This is a genomic window from Cyclobacterium xiamenense (assembly GCF_009467825.1).
GTDB classification, from domain to species: Bacteria; Bacteroidota; Bacteroidia; order Cytophagales; family Cyclobacteriaceae; genus Cyclobacterium; species Cyclobacterium xiamenense.
The window spans coordinates 107,818-129,910 of record NZ_WIOK01000003.1 but is presented as its reverse complement, the minus strand read 5'-3'; the positions used below and the strand labels follow the sequence as shown (position 1 = coordinate 129,910).

The following is a 22,093-nucleotide window of genomic DNA, read 5'->3' as shown; positions in this document are numbered from 1 at the left end:
AGCTGGTCTTTAGTCAGATTTTCAAGTTGACTCTTGTCGTAGATGTGTAGCAAATAAACTTCCTGGTCATCGGTTACAAGAAAAGTAATCACTCTGGCTCCACCAGACTTCCCTCTATTTTTTTAGGATATCTTTATCCGAATCTTATAGAGGTTATGCCCAAGAGGGGTTCCGGATGCAGGATTTTCGACCAAGGTCTCAATTAAATACTGTAAGTCAGTTTTTAGGGAGGAATACTTTTTGGCCAGTTTTTTAGCCAACTTTTTAAAATTAGGTGTGGGGATTACCTTATAGCTCATTGAGGAATTCTTCGGCCGATTGCCTGGGGAGCTTCCCTTCCTTCATACGTTTGACCTGGATCAGGCTATTTTGAAGTTCCTCCAATGCCTTTTCTTCGTCATCTGCTACCTCTACATAATCCAGGGTCTTGATAAACTCCAGGAAAACGTCAAATTTATTGTCTGCGATATTTATCGTAAGCTGCTTCATTTTTTTACTAATCCGTTGGCTTTATGTTTACTTCTAGCCGCAACTAGTTTAGATATACGGGCAAGTGGGACCTAATGTTAGGAACGAAAATACTCAGAAAACACTAAAATCGGAAATGGAAGCCCAATAGTCAGCAGTCAAGGTACATTCCTATAAAGCCGTGAAAACCAGTTACCGGATGGCACAATGTCAAAACACAACCTAAATCCCCCGCATACGCTTTAAAACAGATCAGTTGTAAATTTTTTCAGTATTTTTTAAAAGAATAGTTTTAGTTCTCGGGTTTTTTTATCATTTTAAGTGATATTCAATGTTTTATCTGACGTTTACAAACCTGTCAGGTTTTTATGTAGAAGTAACAAAAAACAAAACTTGGCCAGGGGAAACCTGTCAGGTTTTATCGGCTTGTAATCAGTTAATTACCGGATTGTATGGCAGATTTACGGTTTTCCTTGATCTCGAATAAAGATGTGAGGCAATGGATTTCCCATTAATAAAAAGAAAATGGCAGCCTTTGGGGCTGTAACGGTTATGCTGGTGGCCGGCTGGCAGTTTGGGGTTAGTGGGACGGAAGCGCCCTTTTCTGCAACCGAAGTGGCCTTGGAGAAGGCGATTGCGGGTTCTAATGAATATGGAGGCGTATGTTGCTCGTGGAATGACTCCTGTCCGCACCCAATTGGGTTGAAATTTGCAGACTCCATTTGGGTGCCAAATGATGATACCTGTATTTAACTAACTTTTAATGGAGTAGGCTTCAAAGATGTCCTACTCCCTTTCAACTTGATTTTGATATCAATTCTCAAGAAATGATGCGCAATAAATTAACCCTTCTAGTTGGATTTTTCGCTTTAGGCTTTGCCTGTTCTCCCGCATCGGAGGAAAACGAAATCGAAGAAATCGTTGTTTTTGATGAAAAGGATCTTCCGGATCCGATAGCCTTGGTCGGGAAAAAGTACAATTTTCCCAACATAACAAACCCGAGAAATATTTTGTGTTTGGGAGATTACCTGGTGGTAAGTGAAAGAAGCAATGGCGATCTTTTGCATATCCTTGACATACAATCCGAAAAATACATCCGCAGTACCGGGAAGAATGGCCTTGGTCCGGGAGAAGCAACCCTGGTATGGAAATTGGAACCCGCCTCTGAAAAAGAAAGCTTCTGGTGCTACGATTTGGAACAAACTTTTTTTTCAAAGTACTCCGTTAATGAAGGGACTTCCAAATTGGCAGAAAGCCAGTTGAGATTGGGAGAGATTTTCCATTATGTAGCTGATTTGACCTGGGCATCAGATACCAGCTTATTGGTTACGATGGTGGATGGTAACGATAAGTATTTTGAGGTGTCGCTGCAAGGGGATACATTGGCCGCCTACGGTACCTGGGACAGTATGATCGATCGCAAAGATGTTCCTTACAATGTGATAAGCAGTATACATCAGGGAAGATTAAAAGCCTCTCCCGATAAACGTAAATTTATCGCTGCAGGATCCAGACGGGATTTTATCGATGTATTGGATAAGGCATCTGGAAAGATCCTTTCTATCAGAGGTCCCGTTGATGAAGTTCCGGAATTTGAGGTGGACTACAGTAGGGGCTATCCCATGGCAGCTATGAACATGAAAACACTTACGGTAAAGTATTTGGACAGTTTTGCCGGGAAAGAACGAATATACGGGCTTCACCTGGGTAAAAGCTTTCGAAACATCAGTGATCCAGATGAATTGAATCGGATTTTTGTTTTTGATTACCAAGGAAAAATTGTACATCAGTATTCGCTAGACTACCCGCTAACCGCATTTACCGTGGATGAAGAGAAGGGTGTCATCTATGGACTCACCGTAGATGCGGAGCCCAATGTTGTTGCCTTTGCCTTGCCGGAGAGTTCGCTACTCACAGAATAGGCAGGTGATAGGCTGGTTGAAGCGATTTGATTATAAGCTCCTTTCTATGAAAAACCGCTTTTGTAGGGTTCGGGTATTTTCCATTATTTTTTCTGCTTGCAAAATGTGCGCTTCTGCGTTTAATTTTCTGAAATTTCGTTTAAGGAGTAGATCCTGCCCTCTTTTTTATTATACCCGTACGGGTTTAAATTGTAAATAATAATCGAATTTATACCCAATAGGGTATAATAAGTAAGTATCTACGCAAATTTGTACCCGAAGGGGTATATTTTCACTTCTTTTTTGTATATTTGTACCCAAACGGGTAACTACCATACGAATGAATACCGGAAATAACTATCCTGCTTTACCCTTAAGCAGTTTTGTAAAGGAGAAAAGAAAGGCACTAGGCCTTACGCAACAAGGTCTGGCAGATAAAGCTGGCGTCGGCTTACGTTTTGTACGTGAGCTAGAACGTGATAAACCTTCCCTGCAAAAAGATAAAGTTAACCAGGTATTGATATTGTTTGGTTATGAACTCGGTCCGGTGCCAATAAACCGCAATAAACTGATCCATGAGAAAGGCTAAAGTATTTATGCACAACGATTGGGCAGGAATCCTGCAAGAAGACGAGGAAGGATATCATTTTCAATACAGGGATGTTTATCTGAAAAGAGATAATGCAGAGCCAGTAAGTTTAACACTTCCGCTACAGGAAAAACCATTTCAGGATAAAGTGCTCTTTCCGTTTTTTGACGGTCTGATACCGGAGGGTTGGTTATTGGATATCGCTGAAAAAAACTGGAAACTAAGTGCACGGGATCGGATGGGTTTGTTACTTAAAACATGTCACGACTGCATTGGCGCAGTAAGTATTGAATCATTGGAAGAGGAAAAAGAAGATGAGTAAAAATTGCTGTTTATATTGTTATAAGGAACTGGATAGAGGCGAAATGGATTTTCACTCTAAATGCAGCAAGAAACTATTCGGTATGTCGGTTCCTCCCCTATTGGAATATACCAATGATCAGATGCTGGAACTGGCTGAAAAGGTTATACAGCGCCAGTCGTCCGTAACCGGCGTACAGGCAAAGCTTTCCTTAGGGCTGGAAACAATGACTGAAAAAGATACGCCTCAAAAACTGACGATTATGGGTGTTTGGGGCGGATACATATTGAAACCGCCGAGTGAACATTATCCAAGTTTACCCGAGCTGGAAGACCTCACGATGCATTTGGCAGCCATAGCCGGAATAAGGACTGTTCCGCATTCACTGATCCGGTTAAAGTCAGGTGAGCTTTCTTACATCACCAAACGAATAGATAGAAAAGGAAAGCAAAAATTCCATATGGAAGACATGTGCCAACTGACTGAACGGTTAACAGAATCAAAATACCGTGGTTCCTATGAACAGATTGGAAAAGCACTGGTTCACTTTTCGACCAATCCCGGATTTGATATCATCAACTTTTTTGAGCAGGTTGTATTTTGTTTCCTCACCGGCAACAATGACATGCACCTGAAAAACTTCTCCTTGTTTAAAGATCCGAAAAGGGGATACAACCTGAGTCCCGCTTATGACATGGTAGCTGCCCAATTGGTGGTTGAAGGAGATAACGAAGAATTGGCACTCACCCTTAACGGAAAAAAAAGGAAACTAACACGCAGGGATTTTGAAGCAGCAATGGGGAGGTTTGAAATCGATCAGAAAGCATTCGATAATATCTTCGAGCGTTTCAAAAAGACGATACCTAAATGGCATGGGTTTGTGGAAAAAAGCTTTCTTCCGGATGGAATGAAGGAAGCCTATCAAGTAATGATTGATAAAAAAGCCAGACAGATAGGAGTATTTCAGCCCATGCCTAAATCTGATTCGGAATACGGCATTTTTTGACGGAAATCAGGTTGTGACATCAGCTTCAAAAAATACTGAAAATCAGGACAATCCGGTTTTGATCTATTCCGACGTACAATTCAGGGACTAAAACCAATACCCAATCCTTCTTTTGAATTATACCTATACGGGTCCAATTCGTAGATAACTCATTTTCCTCAAAACAGCAATGTAGTTGCTATGAATCGGGCTTTATTGGACTGTGAACGGGCAATCCATGTTAATTTTTCACCTCACTTTAAATAAAATGGGGTGAAAAACTGTTTTAGTAGCAACTACAATGGCCCTATCTGCTCAATAGAGCAAGTTTTAAGGAACTTGAGTAAAAAGTCCCACCAATAAATTTTGTGACTAAACCCAGGGGCGTAGCCCTGTAATCGTAGTAGAAGAAACCTGCGTCGACGAAAATGAGGGGCGTTAGCCCTGAAATCTATTCCGTCCTTCCTTCAAGACAACAATTTGGAGTCAAAGCCCTCACAGAATTGTTCAGGCCGCAACACACCTTTATCTTAGAACGGTTGTCATTTTCTGGTTGGAATGAATCTATATCCACTCGAAATCCAGGCACGTATCCCTGACATCTCAGTCAGTCGTACCATTCAAAAAGATATTTGGGATCCTATTCAACACTGAATTTGTCAAGCAACATCAAATACTCATCCCTAAACGATTGCTTCTTATGGTGTTCGGGTTGGTTCAAGACATATTTTACGACCCTGTCAATGTGGGACCTGGAATAGGTGAACGCCCCAAATCCGTGCTGCCATGCAAATTTACCAGGAACAAGCTTTTTTTGGTTCAGCCATGTCGTTGAACCTGATTTGACCTGTTCCATTAGTTTGGAAGGGGAAATAGTAGGGTGTATGCTCGCAAAAAGATGTGTATGATCCGGATTACAATAGATAGCATACGTTTTACATTTATGGTTGGAAACGATGCCACACATCACCTTTTCCAATTCGTCACGATAAGACTCCCTGATAAAGTTTCCCCTGCCCTCGACAGAGAAAACGAATTGGACGTATAGTTGTGTATTATGTATTTGCCATGGCACGATGTCAGGGCTGAGCCCCTTTGGGTCCCTAAAACTAATCTAGTTCTACAAAGATTAAGTACCAAAGCTTTTGCCACTTGTTTTACATTTCCACGGCTAAAAGATTTCAGGGCTACGCCCCTATGGTTCGTGATACTAATTACGATCTACAACGGTTTGGGAAAAAGCTATATTTCTAAACTTGAAAATGGAAGAGCTAATATACAACTATCGACTTTGATACGAATTTTTGAACTGGGGCTAAATAAGAAGCCTGGATTAACTTTCTTAAAAATGGAAAAGGAATAGCGCCTTACCTAGTCCTCAGATCCCGGAAAGAGCGACTCCGACTCCCCTTTTTTTAGGTCTATAACCCATTCTTTACCTTTATAAAGTACCTTGGTTTTGCCCCCGCGCAGCGCCAGAATAGTCGCTTTTTTCAGTTTTCCAGCTTCCCATTCCATACCTACCTCAAAATTCCCTCGTGCTTTCAGGCCGGTTACCTGGCCCCTGTCCCATGCCTCGGGCAGTGCCGGTAGTAAGCGGATGATCCCTTCCTCATGCGACTGCAGGAGCATTTCGGCAATGCCTGCTGTGGCCCCAAAGTTGCCCTCAATCTGGAAAATCTTTCCGAGCAAATCAAACATATTGGGAGCCAGTTGGGTGGCCATCATTTGGTGGATGTGATCCAGGGCTTCGTCCCCCTGCTGTAAACGCGCATAAAAATTGATAATCCAGGCCCTGCTCCAGCCAGTTTGCCCGCCACCACCGAAGGCCAGTCGCCTTTCGATGGTTTTTTCTGCAGCCTGGAACAATTCGGGTGTTGCTGCAGTGATTTGATTGGAGGGGTACAAGGCATACAAGTGAGACATGTGCCGGTGGCCCGGTTCCGCCTCTTCATAGTCCTCGTACCATTCCTGAAGGGTGCCGTCTTTGCCAATTTTTATTGGGGGTAATTTAGCGGTAGCTTTTTCTATTTCCGCTGTCAATTCTTGCACTCCCAGGATTTCCTCTGCTTCCAGGCAGGCCCTAAAGATGTCATTTATTATTTGGATGTCCATGCTGGCAGCCGTGGTGTTTCTCGTGGGTTTACCGGTAGTTGGATCTATATAGGCGTTCTCCGGTGAGTAGGAGGGAGACGTGACCAATTCGCCTTTATCATTTTCCTTCAGAAAGTCCAAAATAAATTGTGCTGCTCCTGCTAGGACCGGGTAGGCCGTTTCTTTTAAATAGTCTTGATCCTGGGTAAATTCATAATGCCTCCATAAGGAAAGGGACATCCAGGCACCTGCCAGGGGGTTGGAATAACCGTTGGTGACCTGAGATTCCTTGGTCGAGCCCGATGGCGTAGTCCTTCCAAACGGATTGCTTACGTGATGGGCCATCCAGCCGGAAGAGCCAATAAAGTTTTTTGCGGTAGTGCTTCCTTTTTCCGCCAATTTTACCATAAAATGGGACAGGGGAACAAAAGCCTCGGATAAATTGGTCAGGTCGGCAGGCCAGTAATTCATCTGTAAATTAATGTTCAGGTGAAAATCCGATTCCCAGGGAGCCCACATTTCCTTGTTCCAGATGCCCTGAAGGTTTGCAGGAAGAACGGCCCTGTTGACCGAGCTACCCATCAGGAGGTACCTTCCGTATTGAAAAAACAATTCCGTAAGGTGGTTGTCATTCGTACCTTCCCGCACCTGCTCCAGCCGCTTGTCGGTCGGAAGGCTGTCCCGATGCGGGCTGCCTAAGGAAAGCGAAACCCGATTAAATAGGTCACGGTGCTCAGAAACATGCTTTTCCCGGGCTGTCTCGTAACGGGTTGCTTTTGCTTCCTCCAGTAGTTGTAACGCAGTCGCTTTGGCGTTTATGTTTCTGTCAAAATTCAGCTTGGCTACATTGTAATCCGTCGCTGCACTTAGGATCAGGGTAAAGCCGGTGCTGTTTTCGATGCTAAGGGATTTTTCATTTCCGCGTATCGTTCCATTATCCAAAACGGCTGTGATTTGGGAAGAAAACTTCATGTGATGCCCCGGTTTTCCGGAACCGCCCACATTGTCATCGTACCCATCGGGATCATCAAATACCTGTCCGTCCACGAATAGAATCTCTTCGTCTCCCACGCGTTGGACGATGTCTTTCTCTCGTTCAAAACGAATCGTGCTGCTTACCGGCGGTCCATCCAGGCTCTCAAAGCGGTAAAAAATGACATTGTATTTGTTGGAGGAAAAAGCCTCTCGGCGGTACCTTTTCCCTGCTATGGAATAAGTAGCCGTGACCAGGCCCGTTTCCATATTCAGTGATCGGCGGTAATTCTCCGGGGAACGTTGATGGTCAAAAGAAATATGCAATTCACCTAAAGGCTCATAGGAACGTATGGAGGTAGGGGAGACGGCCAGGTATTCCATGGCGTAGTCCAGGGCCTCCTGGTAGTTTCCATCCAGATTCAACCGCTGAAATTCAGCATAATGCTGGCGCACGTTTTCGGGGTACGGGTCTTCCGGCATACCGGCCCAAAGGCTTTCTTCATTGAGCTGAACACGCTCCTCCTGCAGCCCTCCATATACCATGGCACCCAATCTCCCATTGCCAATGGGAAGGGCTTCCAGCCAGTCTTCGGCAGGAGAAGTGTACCAAAGTTCCATCCTGGGGGAGGCATCTACTAAATTACCTGCAATTTGGCAGGTACTGGCAAAGGGAGTGAGGCTGATGAATAGCAGCAGAAGAAGCTGTCGCATGTTGGGTTGGTGTTGATGATGTCGCATACTACCAAAATAGGATGAATACTTTAAGAAAATCCGTTAAGTTTTCCTGCAATCGGCAGGGGATTTATCAAACCGGATCAGGTACTGACAATTTGACACGAAAATGAATTTGGAACAAGACTTGAACAAGGCAAGAATACAATAAGGACGTTGTTTACATAAAAATAAAAAATACCATGCAGGAAAAAGGTACCATTTCGATCCATACCGAAAATATTTTCCCCATTATCAAGAAGTTTCTCTATTCGGATAATGAAATTTTTCTAAGGGAACTGGTCTCCAATGCGGTGGATGCCAGCCAGAAAATCAAACGATTGGCCGCGTTGGGTGAGTACAAAGGAGAACTGGGTGACCTGACCATTGATGTCAGTTTTGACAAAGACAAAAAGACCATTACTGTCTCAGATAAGGGTATCGGCATGACTGCCGAAGAAATCAAAAAATACATCAACCAGATTGCCTTCTCCGGAGCCTCCGAATTCGTGGAGAAGTTCAAAGATGCCAAGGATGCCAATGAGATCATTGGTAAATTTGGTCTTGGGTTTTATTCGGCCTTTATGGTGGCCGATACCGTAGAAATCCATTCCCTCTCCCGGGAGGAAGGCGCGGAGCCGGCCAAATGGGTCTGTGATGGCAGTACGGAATTTGAAATCAGCCCCAGCGACAAAACCGAACGGGGAACGGATGTGATCCTGCACATCAACAGCGAGTCCGAGGAGTTTCTGGACAAGTGGAAACTGCAGGAAATTCTGGACAAATACGCCAAATTCCTACCCGTACCGATCCGGTTTGGAACAAAATCCGAAAGCGTAGAAGACGGCGTGGACGACAAGGGCGAGAAGAAGTGGAAATCGGTAGAGGTAGACAATATCATCAATACCACAAACCCAATCTGGACGCAGGCGCCAAGCGAGTTGACGGACGAGGATTACCTGAAATTCTACAAGGAATTGTACCCCATGAGCGAGGATCCGCTTTTTTGGATCCACTTGAATGTGGACTATCCGTTTAACCTGACCGGCGTTCTCTATTTCCCCAAGGTCAAGAACGACTTTGACTTGCAGCGCAACAAAATTAAACTGTTTAGTCGGCAGGTCTTTATTACCGATGAGGTAAAAGATATCGTGCCGGAATTTTTGATGCTATTGCACGGGGTGATCGATTCTCCGGACATTCCGCTGAACGTTTCCCGAAGCTTTCTGCAGGCAGACAGCAACGTCAAGAAAATCAACAATTACATCACCAAAAAAGTCGCGGACAAGCTGGGCGAATTGTTCAAAAAAGACCGGAAGGTGTACGAAGAAAAGTGGAAGGACATCGGCCTTTTTGTGAAGTACGGGATGATATCGGAGGACAAGTTTTACGAAAAAGGCAAGGACTTTGCCCTGCTTACCAATACAAACGGGGAGCATTTTACGCTGGACGAATACCGGGAAAAGGTCAAGCCCTATCAAACCGGCAAAGACGAAACGTTGGTATACTTGTATGCCACCGATGCCGATAAGCAGGATACCTTTATCCAGTCCGCCAATAAAAAGGATTACGACGTGCTGTTAATGGATTCACCGATTGACAGCCACTTTATCCAGCACCTGGAGGGAAAGTTGGAAAAGGCCAGCCTGAAGCGCGTGGATGCCGATGTGGTGGACAAGTTGATTGATAAAGAAGGCGGATACGAAAACCTGTTGACCGAAGAGCAATCCAATAAGGTGAAAGAGATCTTTGAAAAGGCCATCAATAACAAGACCTATTCCGTGGAGGTGCAAGGTTCCAGTCCGGAGGAGTTGCCCGTTACCGTGACCATGGACGAGTTCATGCGTAGGATGAAGGACATGGCGAAAAACGGTGGAGGCATGGGCCTTTACGGTTCCTTCCCCGATAATTACAAGGTAGGGGTCAATGGCAATCATCCGGTGGTCGACAAAATCCTCAAATCGGAGGATGCTGCGGAGCAGGAAAGGTTGGCCAAGCAGGCATTTGATCTGGCCCTGCTTTCACAGGGGCTGCTGACAGGCAAGGAGCTTACAGCCTTTGTGAAACGAAGTGTGGAATTGATCTGAGCGTAAAATGTATTCGTAGAAAGGGAAAGCGGGGACAGTGCCTTGCTTTCCCTTTTTTGTTTACACGTCGATCGTAGAAAGATTGGAGTTGCTGAATGGCAGCATAAAGCGGAATTGGTGCCATTTCAACGGGCTTAGAAAGTCTCACGGTAATATCCTAACCGAAAATCCGTACGTACCCAAATCCCCCAAGGGGGCAGGGGGGATTTATTACCAATGTTCTGACTCGTCCTGAAAAAAGTTTACAGGTTTAAATTTTATTCATTGTTAGTCCTACCACAAATTTACATTCTCGAAAAAATCCCCCTCGCCCCCTTAAAAGGGGGATTTGCTGAAATGCCATATTAAAGCTGAATTGGTGGCCTTGAGACGGGCTGAGGCAACTCGCAGGCAATAGTTGACCTGCAATCCCTACCAATCCGAATCCCTACGCCGCGGCGGAGGGAATTAGTTCAAGTTGGGCATTTAGGTTCGTTTATACCAATGCGATTTGTTTCAGGAATTTAGGATTAGCCAGGGGTAACCATAGTGCCTGGAAATCGGAACGTCACCCAATCCCCTTTCCACCCCAGTGAACTAGTTAAAACACCGATTGGCCGGAACGGATAACCTGTGTATATTTACCTGCGGCCGCTTTTCATCAAAACGAGCGGCCCATTGCATCCACCATTTCTGAACCTAACCGATGAAACGAATCGTACTGTTTGCCTGCTTCGCTGCTTTTTTATTCATGGAAACCGATGCCTGTGCGCAATCCGATACAATGACGCTGAAGGTGATGGCCTGGAACATTTTGCACGGCGGTAACGATATTCCCAATGGACCCGACCGGGTAATAGATATCATTCGGGAAATTGACCCGGATGTGATTTTGATGGTGGAAACCTACGGTTCCGGACCGCATATAGCGGAGACCTTAGGGTATCATTTTCATCTGATCGCACCTGAAGCCACCGATCCGGACGACGAAAGCATCAACCTTTCCATCTATTCCAAACATCCCTTTGGGGAGCGAATCGATACCGGGTATCCGTTTTACCTGGGTGGACGGGAGGTACTGGTCGATGGGCGGAAAATAAACGTTTTTTCGAATTGGTTTTACTATTTGCCCTGGGAGGATTCACCGGAGCAGATGGGGAAATCAGTCGAAGAACTGCTGGCCTGGGAAGCCGCAGGCAAACGTACCGAAATGATTCAAAACGTATTGCCTTACCTTGAAAAATATGCAGGTGCCACTGATTCGATTCCCATGATTTTGGGCGGTGACATGAATTCCCCTTCCCATCTCGACTGGAATGAGGAAACCAAGGCACGTCATAATGGCCTGGTGGTACCCTGGTATGCGACAAAGGTATTGGCCGATATGGGCCTCAAGGATTCCTTTCGGGACGTGCATCCCAACCCAAACTGGTATCCCGGCATTACCTGGGATGTAAAGGAAAAGGAGGATTCTCATCGCATCGATTATATATTTTACAAAGGAAATTTAAAACCGTTGACTTCTACCGCCCATATGGCCTATTTCGGCGAAAACCTGCGGGTAAACGGCAAGGAAATTCCGTATCCTTCGGATCATGGGTTCGTCGTTACTACCTTTGCGTTGGAATCATTGCCTCACTAAAGATCGATGGAGTAAGCAGATACACAAACCATGAACCGACGGAAATTTTTACACCAAACAGGGATGGCTGCCTTGATGGCGGGAGCGACGGGGACCTGCCTTAGCTATGCGCCTTCGGCGGTACCCCGTCAAAAACTAACATTTGGAATCGTCGCAGACGTGCACAAAGACTTGATGCCAGATGCAAGCCATCGGCTCGAACAGTTCATTCAAGAGGCTGAGGAACGAAAGGCCAACTTCATCATTCAGTTGGGGGATTTCTGCATGGGGGAGCGCAGCAATAGAGCGTTTATGGGGATTTGGGAATCTTTTCGGGGACCGAAATACCACGTGTTGGGCAACCACGACATGGATAAGAACTCCAAAAAGGAAATGCTGGATTTTTGGGGCATGCCCCAGACCTACTATTCTTACGATTTTGGGGGCTATCATTTTATCGTACTGGATGCAAATTTCATTTTCCAGGACGGGAAGTATATCGATTACGAACGGGCAAATTTTTACATTCCGGACAGCGCCCGTACCTTTGTCCACCCCGAACAGATCGACTGGTTTAAAGCGGATTTGGCGGAAACCCGGCTACCTACCCTTGTCTTTTCGCACCAAAGCTTGTGGAACTATACCTGGGGAATAAAGAACCGCTTGGAGATTCAAAAAATTATGGAAAGCCACAAGGAAAAGGTCATTTGCTGCTTCAACGGGCACGACCACATCGATTACCACCACCACCAAAATGGAATCGACTACCTGGAGATCAACAGCATGTCCTATCATTGGACGGCGGCTGCCTACCAAAGCCGGGATCGTTTTCCCAAAGCCGATTACGAACAGTATCCCTCCCTGCCCAACATTGCCGCGTACGAGGCGCCCTTGTACGCGTTTGCAACCTTGGATCCGAAGGGAATCTTGCAGGTAGAGGGCGTGCGCAGCCAATGGATGTCGCCCTCCCCCTACACCCTGGGCATGCCAAAAGGATTTGCCGGTACCCTGGCAACCGCTGAGATCTCCGACTACCGACTGTCTTTTGGTCGGTAGGTCTCTGATCACCTGACACTTACTTCCGATTTGTCCCGCTGGCTTCGGGAACCGACGCCGCCATTTAGACGGCGGCGATCCCGTAAATGCTCCAACACTTCCCAAACTAAATTGCTTGGTGGATTGGGTCCATTCCTTGCCATTTATCATAAATTCGGAAAGAACGTGTTCATTTTTGCCGAAAGTGATTATCTTTAATCGATTCAAGCGTTTTAGACCTCTCAATCCTTCTGTCCACTCCATGCTTTCAAAAAAAACCAAATATGCGTTTCATGCCCTGACTTATCTGGGAAAAAACAAAGATCAGGGAGCCATATTGATTCAGGAGATTTCGGAAAAACACGGGATCTCCCACAAGTTTTTGGAAAATATCCTCCTCGAATTGAAGAAAGCTGGCTTTTTGGGGAGCAAAAAGGGCAAAGGAGGTGGTTATTACCTGATCAAGGAACCGGACCAAATCCCCCTTTCCCGCATTATCCGGCTGTTGGATGGCCCCATTGCCTTGCTGCCATGCGTGAGCCTCAACTACTACGAACCCTGCGAGGAGTGCGAAAGCCAGGAGAAGTGCGGGCTCAACAAAGTGATGGCAGAAGTGCGGGATGAAACCCTCAAAATCCTGGAAATGAAGACCCTACAGGATATTTTATCCAACGAATAATTTTTTTTCCATTTACTCTATATAATTTGTAGGTTTTATGTACTTTTGTACTTGTGCCGTTGGGCAAGAAGCAGATAGAAGCGCAAAAGGGAAGGAGCCCCTCACGAAAAACCGAAACACCATGATTGACGCAACCGAAATAGAAGAACTGAGCCGGCGGATAGAGAAGCTATCTCCCGGGGATGGCCTGGCGCTATTGACCGATCTTTTTCCCGGGGAAGTGGTATTTTCCACCTCGCTGGGGCAGGAGGATCAGGTGATCACCGAAATCATAGCCAAACACAAGCTTCCGGTTAAAATCTTTACCTTGGATACAGGCAGGTTGTTTTATGAAACCTACGATCTCCTCGAAAAAACGGTAGGAAAGTACGGGCTGACCATTCAGCCTTACTATCCGGAAACGGACGCGGTACAGAACCTGGTGCAGGAAAATGGCATCAACGGCTTTTACCAGTCCGTAGAAAAGCGTAAGGCTTGCTGTTTTGTGCGGAAAGTCGAGCCTCTCAGGCGGGCATTGAAGGGAAACCGTGTTTGGGTTACCGGTCTACGCGCAGGGCAGAGTTCAAACCGACAACGGATGCCCCTGCTTGAATGGGACGAAGGAAACCAAATCCTCAAATACAATCCCTTATTGCGTTGGTCAATGGACCAGATGCTGGATTATATCAAGGAGCATAAAATTCCCTATAACTCCCTGCACGACAAAGGATTCGTTAGCATTGGCTGTGCCCCCTGTACCCGGGCCATAGTACCCGGCGAGGATCCACGGGCAGGCCGCTGGTGGTGGGAAGCTTCCCACAAGGAGTGCGGCCTTCACGAGCCCGGGCAACTCACAAAAAATGCCTGATCGACACAACTGCAAATTAAAAAACTGAAAAAGTAGTACCATGCAAAGTTTCAGAACAGAAATCGAAAATCCCCTGGTGGAAAAAGATATCGTCGAATTGGCCAATAAAATCGAGCTTTTTCGAAATGGAAAAATAGACGAGGAAAAATTCAGAAGTCTCCGGTTGGCTCGGGGCGTCTACGGACAGCGACAGGAGGGGGTGCAGATGATCCGCATCAAACTTCCCTACGGAAGGGTGCGATCTTCCCAGCTTACCCGTATCTGCGATGTTTCCGAAAAATATTCCACTGGAAGGCTGCACATTACCACCCGGCAGGACATCCAAATCCATTACGTGAGCCTGGACCGAACACCGGAACTTTGGGCCGAACTGGAAAAAGACGATGTCACCCTTCGGGAGGCATGCGGCAATACCGTCCGGAACGTCACGGCTTCCGAAACGGCGGGAATTGATCCCAGGGAACCCTTCGACGTGACACCCTATGCGGATGCCACCTTTCGGTACATGCTGCGCAACCCCATTTCTCAGGAGATGGGCAGAAAATTCAAAATCAGCTTTTCCGCCAGTGAAGAAGATACGGCGCTTTCCTACCTGCATGACCTGGGATTTATTGCCAAACTGAGGACGCATGGAGACGGTACGGAAGAACGCGGATTTAAGGTGCTTTTGGGTGGAGGATTGGGATCTCAACCCCGGCACGGAGACGTGGTACACGAGTTTTTACCCACGGATCAGTTGATCCCGTTTGTAGAGGGGGTGATACGTGTCTTTGACCGCCATGGGGAACGAGCCAAGCGCATGAAAGCACGCATGAAGTTTCTCATCAACGGCCTGGGTTTGGAGGAGTTTTTACGGTTGGTAGCCGAAGAGCAAATGGCCCTGCAGCACCAATCCTTTCCGATCGACGTGAGTGACTACGAGGCTTCCAAATCCTTACCCAACCCGGTTATACCGGCGTTCACCGTTCCTACCGACGAAAATTACAGGCGATGGAAAGTGACAAACGTCCTTCCTCAAAAACAACCCGGATACGTGGCTGTGGGAGTGAAAGTGCGTTTGGGTGATTTCTACACCAAAGAGGCCCGGCAGCTGGCAAAGCTGATCAGGGAATATGCAAACGATGAATTGCGGTTTACCCTGCGGCAGAACTTTCTGATTCGTGACGTGAAAGAAGAATTGGTACCGTTTTTTTACCAGGAGCTTAAAAAATTGGGTTTGGCGGACTATGGCTACAATACCATCGGAGACATCACGGCTTGCCCCGGTACCGATACCTGTAACCTGGGAATTGCCAGCAGTACGGGTGCTGCCGATGTGATGGGAAAGGTAATTTTGGACGAATACCCCGAGTTTTTGCTGGACAAACACCTCACCATCAAGATATCCGGCTGCATGAATGCCTGCGGGCAGCACAACATGGCCTCCATCGGTTTTCAAGGCATGTCCATGAAGGTAGGTAAGTCGGTGTTGCCGGCTTTGCAGGTGCTGTTGGGCGGAGCTACGTTTGGAGACGGCAAAGGCCGTTTTTCCGACAAAGTCATTAAAATCCCGAGTAAGCGCGGACCGCAAGCCTTGCGCGTTTTATTGGACGATTACAAGGCCCAAGCCGAAAAAGGGGAGAACTATGCGCGGTACTACGAGCGTCAGGGACAGATGTATTTTTATGAACTACTCAAGCCCCTGGCGGGAACGGATACCATCACGGAATCGGATTTCATCGATTGGGGCAACGAGGAGCCTTACGTAAAAGCCATCGGAGTAGGAGAATGTGCCGGGGTGGTCATCGATCTGGTGTCTACCCTGCTGCTGGAAGCCCGGGAGAAGCTGGCCGATGCGGAGGATAGTTTGAAAGCCGAAAAATGGGCCGATGGGATCTATCAAGCATACACGTGCATGGTGAATGCCGCAAAGGCGATTTTGACCGCCGAGGGAGTAAATACTAATAGCTACGCCAGCATTGTTTCCGAATTTGAAGCGCACTTCATCGATTCCGGCAAGATTGACCTGGGTGGTTCTTTTTCCGATTTGGTCTACGAAATCAAACAGCATTCGCCTACCGCAGATTTTGCCCGGGAGTATTACCAGACGGCAGAGAAGGTCTACGAAGCGATCAGTGAATTTAGGTCTAAAGAAGTACATGCATGAGGAATGAGGTCAGACCACGCGTAACCCTGGTGGGAGCAGGACCGGGCGATCCGGAGTTGATCACCCTAAAAGGAGTGTTGGCACTAAACAAGGCCGATGTGGTCTTGTACGATGCCCTGATCGATCGGGCGCTGCTGCACCATGCGCCAGACAAGGCACTGAAAATATTTGTAGGCAAACGCCATGGAAGTCACCAAAACCCACAGGATGAAACCAATCGCCTTTGTGTGGTCTACGCCCAAAAATACGGGCATGTGGTGCGCCTGAAAGGCGGAGATCCCTTTGTATTTGGCAGAGGAGCGGAGGAATTGGATTACATCCAGCAGTTTGGAATAGATACAGCGGTGGTTCCCGGTATTTCGTCCACAGTGGCCGTTCCGGCTTCGGTAGGCATACCTGTGACCAAGCGAGGCATTTCCGAGAGCTATTGGGTAATTACAGGCACGACCTCCAGTGGCGCCCTTTCCGACGACCTCAAGCTGGCCTGCCGCTCCAAAGCCACCGTGGTGCTCTTAATGGGTACCAAAAAGCTAAAGGAAATCGTGCATACCTACGAAGCACAGGGCCTCACGGACAAACCCATCGCCATCGTCGAGCGGGGCACCACCCGGGAGGAAAAAGTGGTGGCGGGCACCATGGAAGATATTGTAGCGAAAGCGACGGAGCAGCAGATTGGGGCTCCTGCGATCATTGTCATCGGCGAAGTGGTACGGGAGAGTCCTCGGTTGCGAGAAGTATACGAAGAAGTTCTTTGCGAACACCAATTGATTTCCTGGTCCAATGAATGAATTGTATCCCATCTTTTTGAAAGTCCATCAACTCGAAACCTTGCTGGTAGGCGCGGGATTTGTAGGGCTGGAAAAGCTCACCTTTTTACTTAAGTCCAGTCCGCATGCCACTGTCACGGTCGTATCCGTGGAGATTTCTGACGAAATCCGAGAAATCGCCCGCAATAATCCCCGGATTCGCTTGATACAGGATGCCTACCATTCGCGCTATTTGGATCAAAAGCACTTGGTGATCGCTGCAACCAACTTTCCGGAGGTCAATAAAACCGTTTACCGGGATGCCAAAGAAAGGTATTTGCTGGTCAATGTGGCGGATACGCCGGAGTTTTGCGACTTTTATCTGGGAGGAATCGTCACGAAGGGAAACGTGAAAATTGCTATTAGTACCAATGGCAAGAGCCCAACAACGGCCAAACGATTGCGGCAATTGCTGGAAGAAACCATTCCGGAAGACATCAATGAAATGGTGGAAAACATCAACAAATACCGAGATACCCTGAAGGGGGATTTTGAGTACAAGGTAGAGGCACTAAATAAGTTGACGGAAGGACTAATAAAAAAGGATTGAAAAAAGACCAAAAAAAGAAAGGGGCGGTTAGCCCCTCTTTTTCTTTTCATTTTTTAGGTTCTTAATATAGGTTTTTATCAATTTTAATTTTTCGTTTTCATTCAGCCGTAGGTTATGCTGAAAAAACGTGTCGAGACTCCAGTACATTTTTTTAATTGTTAGTATGACATTAAATATAACGTTTTTCCCTGATTATTTGTTTGCCTAACCCATAAATCTTTATCATTCATTGCATTAATTAAATTTATCAGCGAGGGAGATACTGGCTATACCCGGCCACCATTGGGTGAAGTTTGAAGCATCACCCTCTTATCATTGAGCTGCCAACAGATAGTAACCGCCCAAAAACCATTTGCAATGGCTAGTCGAATGCGTTTTTGAGAACGCATACACCGTTCGCATTTCCCTGGAACCCGGCATTGCTACTGCTTCAGGATTCGTACATCCTCGGATAAAAAGGTGTAGATACAATTTACAATCAGTCTTTAGGGAATCACCCCGAATACCCCATAGAAAAATTGGTCGAATAACTATCGAATTTATCAGATAGCGTAGCTTGCCGGCGTAGCTAAAATCTGTTAAAATCGGCACCAAACGGTGGTGAAAAAAAAGCACCTCACTTGCCCAGATCAGCTCGGGTATACCCAGTCCCAACACCAGTTCTGGTTTTTACAACTCCTCCAGGTTCTCCAAATACCTTTCCGCCTGCTTTAGTATTTCATCTTTTTGCTTCATTTTCGAGAGGGTGTTGTACACGAAGCCGATGCGGGGATTATTTTCCAATTTTTCCCGGTTTCGCTCGTAAAAGGCCCAATACAAACTGTTGAAAGGGCATGCTTTATCTCCCGTTTTTTTGGTTTTTGAATAATGGCAGGAACCGCAATAGTTGCTCATTTTATCAATATAATTGGCAGAGGAGACATAGGGCTTGGTACCCACGATACCGCCATCGGCAAACTGACTCATGCCCCTTGTATTGGTGATTTCCACCCATTCGATGGCATCAATATAAATACCCAGGTACCACCGATCCACCTCGTCCGGATCAATTCCGGCCATCAGGGCAAAATTTCCGGTAACCATCAGCCGCTGAATATGGTGGGCGTAGGCATGCTCCAGGGATTGGCCGATGGCATGTTTCAGGCAATTCATTTTCGTGTTTCCATCCCAGAAAAAGGAGGGTAGGGCTCGTTTGTGGCCAAAGAAGTTCATCTGGGCATAGTCCGGCATCTTCGCCCAATAGATTCCCCGCATAAATTCCCGCCATCCCAGAATTTGCCGGATAAAGCCCTCCACCTGAGGCAACCCGTAGGTTTCGGGATCCTTTTCCAGGCAATCTTGTGCCGCGCGGATCACTTCCAATGGATGGAGCATCTTGCTATTCAGTGCAAAGCTGAGCCGGCTGTGAAACAGAAAGGGTTCGGCGGTATGCATGGCATCCTGGTACCTGCCAAAATGAGGAAGCAGATGTGTGAGAAAATGGTCTAGCAAGGTTAGTGATTCCTGCCGCGAGCAGGGCCAGGGAAAACGGCTGGGGTCCACCTCGCCTAGTGTCTGTACTCCAGCGTTGTGGATGGATTGCAACAGCGATCCCATGTCGCGATCAAACGACGGAAAATCAGGGACCGATACTTCTTCCCGGAATGCGTTTCGGTTTTCCTTATCGAAATTCCATTCTCCTCCCTGCGGCTTTTTTCCCTGCATCAATACGCTGAACTCCTGCCGCATGGACCGGTAAAAGGATTCCATCAGGTAGGTTTTCTTACCGGAAAAGAATCTTTTTACGGCCATTCGGTCAGTCAAAAAATGTTCGGTATCAAAACATGCCGTTTTGATGGGTAGCTGTTCACAGATCCGCTGAAGCTGTTGGTCGAGTCTGTACTCGTCCGGAAGTAGGTACTCAAATCGGTCAAATTGCTCCCGGTCAATCAAATTGCCAATGTTTTTTTCCAGGCACTGCCTGTTTTCCGGGTCATCGATACGCAGGTAGCGTACCCGATGTCCTTTCTCTGTCAACTCCTCCGCAAAATTTCGCATGGATTGAAAAAACACCAGCACCTTTTGTACATGATGCCGGACGTAATCCGTTTCCTGCCGCATTTCCAGCATTAGGTAGACCACTTCCTCCCTCGTTTCGGTAAACCAGGAATGGTGTGGGTTTAATTGATCCCCCAGAATGAGTCGTACTATTTTTTTCATCGCTGCTTGTTTGGTTCCCTACAATAAAGCAGCTTTTTCCCTTCTTTGTTTTCGGATTGATTGATTGAAAAATTGTCGCTCCCCCAAGGGTTTCAGGAGCTGATGCGGTGGTCGGAATCCAACAGCTCAATGTATTCCCCAAAATAGTAATTGAACGTGATGATCAAATGGTTCAGATCCCCGGATTGCATCTCCTCCTGGATACGAAACGTATCCATGCCCAACGCTTCGCTTAAAGTCTCGGCGTATTCCAGCAGGTCCTGACCGATGATGCGAGCATCTTTCTGGTCCAGGTGGATCTGCATAATCGCTTTTGTTTTGGACGCCATCATTTTTTGTAATGTGTTAAAAGTTAATTAAGTTTTCGGTTTTGTTATTTTCCGGAAAGTCCGGGTTTGCATGCCTTTTTCGTAGACACTGGCCCCGATTCAGTGTTTTTGAACGATAAATTTTGTTTTATACAAATTCTTTTTTGCCTTTTGTTTTTTGAAATATTATTTTATGCAACTAGAACACAGTTAAATGAAATACTCAAAATATGTTCTATTCCTATAAATAATAGAATAAAATTAGAATTCCCAAATTAACGTAAAAAATAATTTTTGGCGGGATTAATGGTAAAAAACCATGCTTTATTTGGTAGATGCAAAAACGAAGTTACTCCCCGGGATTTTGGAACAGGTGCCGGGAATCGAAAAAAAGAAGGGGGCAAAAAAATTTGCCCCCTATTTGATTTATATATCAACGGTCGGTTGATTTTTTAGTAAGTCCTCAAAGGTTTCCCGCTTCCGAATCAGGTGATCTCTGCCGTGCAGGAGCAATACCTCTGCCGGGCGGAATCGGGAATTGTAGTTGGAAGCCATGCTGTAGCCATAGGCACCGGCGTTTTTGATGGCCAGTACATCGCCTTCTTTTACTTCCCGAAGCTTGCGATCGGCAGCGATGGTGTCGGTTTCGCATATATAGCCCACGATCGTATACACCCGCTCCGGCCCATCCAGCTTGCTGATGTTGACCACGCCGTGATAGGCATCGTACATCATGGGGCGCAGCAGGTGGTTGAGCCCGGAGTCTACCCCCACAAAGGTAGTGGCAGGAGTGGGCTTGACCACGTTGGCTTTTACCAGCAGGTAGCCACATTCGCTTACCAAAAACTTACCGGGTTCAAACCAAATTTCCAGTTCCTTACCGTATTCCTTGCAAAATTGTTGAAAAGCAGCCGATACTTTTTTTCCCACGTCCTGAATATCGGTGGTGATGTCTCCGTCTTTGTAGGCTACCTTGAATCCGCCACCAAAATCCAGAAACTCCAACTGCCCAAATTCCCGGGCAGCATCAAAGAGTATTTCTGCTCCTTTTAAAAACACTTCGGCGTCCAAAATATCCGAGCCGGTATGCACGTGAAGCCCTACCACCCGCAAGTCGTAGGCCTGTACAATTTTCAGGACATGTTTGAGCTGAAGGATGGAGATACCAAATTTGCTGTCGATATGGCCTACGGATATTTTTGCATTTCCCCCGGCCAGGATGTGGGGATTCAGTCGGATACACAGGGGCACGGATGGCCCGTACTCGGTTCCAAAATGTTCCAACATGGGGATATTGTCGATGTTGATTGTCACCCCTAGCTCGACTGCTTGCTTGATTTCCTCAAAGTCCACGCAGTTTGGGGTATACATGATTTCCGCTGCCGCAAAGCCGGCATGCATGCATAGCTGTACTTCTTCTATGGAAACGGCGTCTACCCCGGTGCCAGCCTGACGCATCAGCTTTAGGATGGTGAGGTTGGATAAGGCCTTGGTTGCATACTTAATTTTCATCGTTACCCCTGAAAAGGCCTGCTTGAGGGCTTCTACCTGCGCAAGGATTTTTTCTCCATCATAGACATAAACCGGCGTTCCGTATTTTTTTGCCACATCCAATAGGGGGATTTCCTGGATGCAGTAACGTTGGTTGCTAATTTCCATAGGTGTTGATTTAGCTGGCAAAGATAGCTAAAGCAAGCCAAACTTAAAACGAATTTCACCACCGTAACCCAAAGGGAATTCTGTTTTGAAAAACCTTGTTGGTATCTTAGATAGGTTGCCTTTGCGAACCCTGTTAAAAAAAGTTAAGGAAAT

18 protein-coding genes are annotated in these 22,093 nt (G+C 46.5%); 12 read left to right on the top strand and 6 right to left on the bottom strand.

All coding sequences use genetic code 11. The features are described 5' to 3' along the window. Window positions 1-288: 288 nt before the first annotated feature. Entirely contained in the window at window positions 289-489 is a 201-nt protein-coding gene (locus GCU44_RS03240; protein WP_154853750.1) for a hypothetical protein, read from the bottom strand. Window positions 490-1,295: 806 nt separating this feature from the next. Between GCU44_RS03240 and GCU44_RS03235 the strand changes: the two genes are divergently transcribed. The 4 genes from GCU44_RS03235 to GCU44_RS03220 all read left to right on the top strand — a co-directional run bounded on the left by GCU44_RS03235 (window position 1,296) and on the right by GCU44_RS03220 (window position 4,265). Further along, the gene (locus tag GCU44_RS03235; protein WP_154853747.1) at window positions 1,296-2,390 is read left to right on the top strand and encodes a BF3164 family lipoprotein; all 1,095 of its coding nucleotides are present in this window, start codon (window positions 1,296-1,298) and stop codon (window positions 2,388-2,390) included. 319 nt (window positions 2,391-2,709) lie between these two features. Further along, complete coding sequence (locus tag GCU44_RS03230) at window positions 2,710-2,958, top strand: helix-turn-helix transcriptional regulator (RefSeq protein ID WP_154853744.1); 249 nt, start codon at window positions 2,710-2,712, stop codon at window positions 2,956-2,958. Then, window positions 2,945-3,280, top strand: coding sequence for a HipA N-terminal domain-containing protein (locus tag GCU44_RS03225; RefSeq protein WP_154853741.1), 336 nt, complete (start codon window positions 2,945-2,947; stop codon window positions 3,278-3,280). The genes GCU44_RS03230 and GCU44_RS03225 overlap by 14 nt, the downstream gene beginning before the upstream one ends. Next, window positions 3,273-4,265 carry a HipA domain-containing protein gene (locus GCU44_RS03220; RefSeq protein WP_154853738.1) on the top strand — a complete coding sequence of 331 codons (993 nt, stop codon included), beginning with the start codon at window positions 3,273-3,275 and terminating at the stop codon, window positions 4,263-4,265. The genes GCU44_RS03225 and GCU44_RS03220 overlap by 8 nt, the downstream gene beginning before the upstream one ends. Window positions 4,266-4,884: 619 nt before the next feature. On the opposite strand, the gene tnpA is transcribed toward GCU44_RS03220, so the two are convergent. Both tnpA and GCU44_RS03205 read right to left on the bottom strand, forming a co-directional pair. Then, window positions 4,885-5,319: an IS200/IS605 family transposase gene (gene tnpA, locus GCU44_RS03215; RefSeq protein WP_241684823.1), complete on the bottom strand. Its 435-nt coding sequence runs from the start codon at window positions 5,317-5,319 to the stop codon at window positions 4,885-4,887. Window positions 5,320-5,615: 296 nt separating this feature from the next. Then, window positions 5,616-8,024: a glycoside hydrolase family 95 protein gene (locus GCU44_RS03205; RefSeq protein WP_241684822.1), complete on the bottom strand. Its 2,409-nt coding sequence runs from the start codon at window positions 8,022-8,024 to the stop codon at window positions 5,616-5,618. Between the two features lie 203 nt (window positions 8,025-8,227). Between GCU44_RS03205 and htpG the strand changes: the two genes are divergently transcribed. From htpG to GCU44_RS03165, 8 genes are all read left to right on the top strand, one after another. Beyond that, window positions 8,228-10,111, top strand: a complete 1,884-nt coding sequence (gene htpG, locus GCU44_RS03200; RefSeq protein ID WP_154853730.1) for a molecular chaperone HtpG — start codon at window positions 8,228-8,230, stop codon at window positions 10,109-10,111. A gap of 685 nt (window positions 10,112-10,796) precedes the next feature. Next, the gene (locus tag GCU44_RS03195; RefSeq protein WP_154853727.1) at window positions 10,797-11,732 is read left to right on the top strand and encodes an endonuclease/exonuclease/phosphatase family protein; all 936 of its coding nucleotides are present in this window, start codon (window positions 10,797-10,799) and stop codon (window positions 11,730-11,732) included. Between the two features lie 30 nt (window positions 11,733-11,762). Next, window positions 11,763-12,767, top strand: a complete 1,005-nt coding sequence (locus GCU44_RS03190) for a metallophosphoesterase family protein (RefSeq protein ID WP_154853724.1) — start codon at window positions 11,763-11,765, stop codon at window positions 12,765-12,767. 241 nt (window positions 12,768-13,008) lie between these two features. Beyond that, window positions 13,009-13,425 carry an RrF2 family transcriptional regulator gene (locus GCU44_RS03185; protein ID WP_092173667.1) on the top strand — a complete coding sequence of 139 codons (417 nt, stop codon included), beginning with the start codon at window positions 13,009-13,011 and terminating at the stop codon, window positions 13,423-13,425. Between the two features lie 121 nt (window positions 13,426-13,546). Further along, entirely contained in the window at window positions 13,547-14,272 is a 726-nt protein-coding gene (locus GCU44_RS03180) for a phosphoadenylyl-sulfate reductase (RefSeq protein ID WP_154853721.1), read from the top strand. A 40-nt stretch (window positions 14,273-14,312) separates the two neighbouring features. Further along, window positions 14,313-16,418: a HEPN domain-containing protein gene (locus GCU44_RS03175; protein ID WP_154853718.1), complete on the top strand. Its 2,106-nt coding sequence runs from the start codon at window positions 14,313-14,315 to the stop codon at window positions 16,416-16,418. Then, window positions 16,415-17,206, top strand: a complete 792-nt coding sequence (gene cobA / locus GCU44_RS03170; RefSeq protein ID WP_154853715.1) for a uroporphyrinogen-III C-methyltransferase — start codon at window positions 16,415-16,417, stop codon at window positions 17,204-17,206. The genes GCU44_RS03175 and cobA overlap by 4 nt, the downstream gene beginning before the upstream one ends. Then, entirely contained in the window at window positions 17,199-17,774 is a 576-nt protein-coding gene (locus GCU44_RS03165; RefSeq protein WP_154853712.1) for a precorrin-2 dehydrogenase/sirohydrochlorin ferrochelatase family protein, read from the top strand. The genes cobA and GCU44_RS03165 overlap by 8 nt, the downstream gene beginning before the upstream one ends. Window positions 17,775-18,443: 669 nt before the next feature. Here GCU44_RS03165 and GCU44_RS03160 read toward each other — a convergent pair. The 3 genes from GCU44_RS03160 to lysA form a co-directional block, all read right to left on the bottom strand. Beyond that, window positions 18,444-19,973 carry a cryptochrome/photolyase family protein gene (locus tag GCU44_RS03160; RefSeq protein ID WP_154853709.1) on the bottom strand — a complete coding sequence of 510 codons (1,530 nt, stop codon included), beginning with the start codon at window positions 19,971-19,973 and terminating at the stop codon, window positions 18,444-18,446. A 92-nt stretch (window positions 19,974-20,065) separates the two neighbouring features. Further along, window positions 20,066-20,278, bottom strand: coding sequence for a hypothetical protein (locus GCU44_RS03155; protein ID WP_241684821.1), 213 nt, complete (start codon window positions 20,276-20,278; stop codon window positions 20,066-20,068). Between the two features lie 429 nt (window positions 20,279-20,707). After that, window positions 20,708-21,940 (bottom strand): diaminopimelate decarboxylase, encoded by a 1,233-nt coding sequence (gene lysA / locus GCU44_RS03150; protein WP_154853704.1) that lies wholly within the window; start codon window positions 21,938-21,940, stop codon window positions 20,708-20,710. Between the last annotated feature and the right edge of the window lie 153 nt (window positions 21,941-22,093).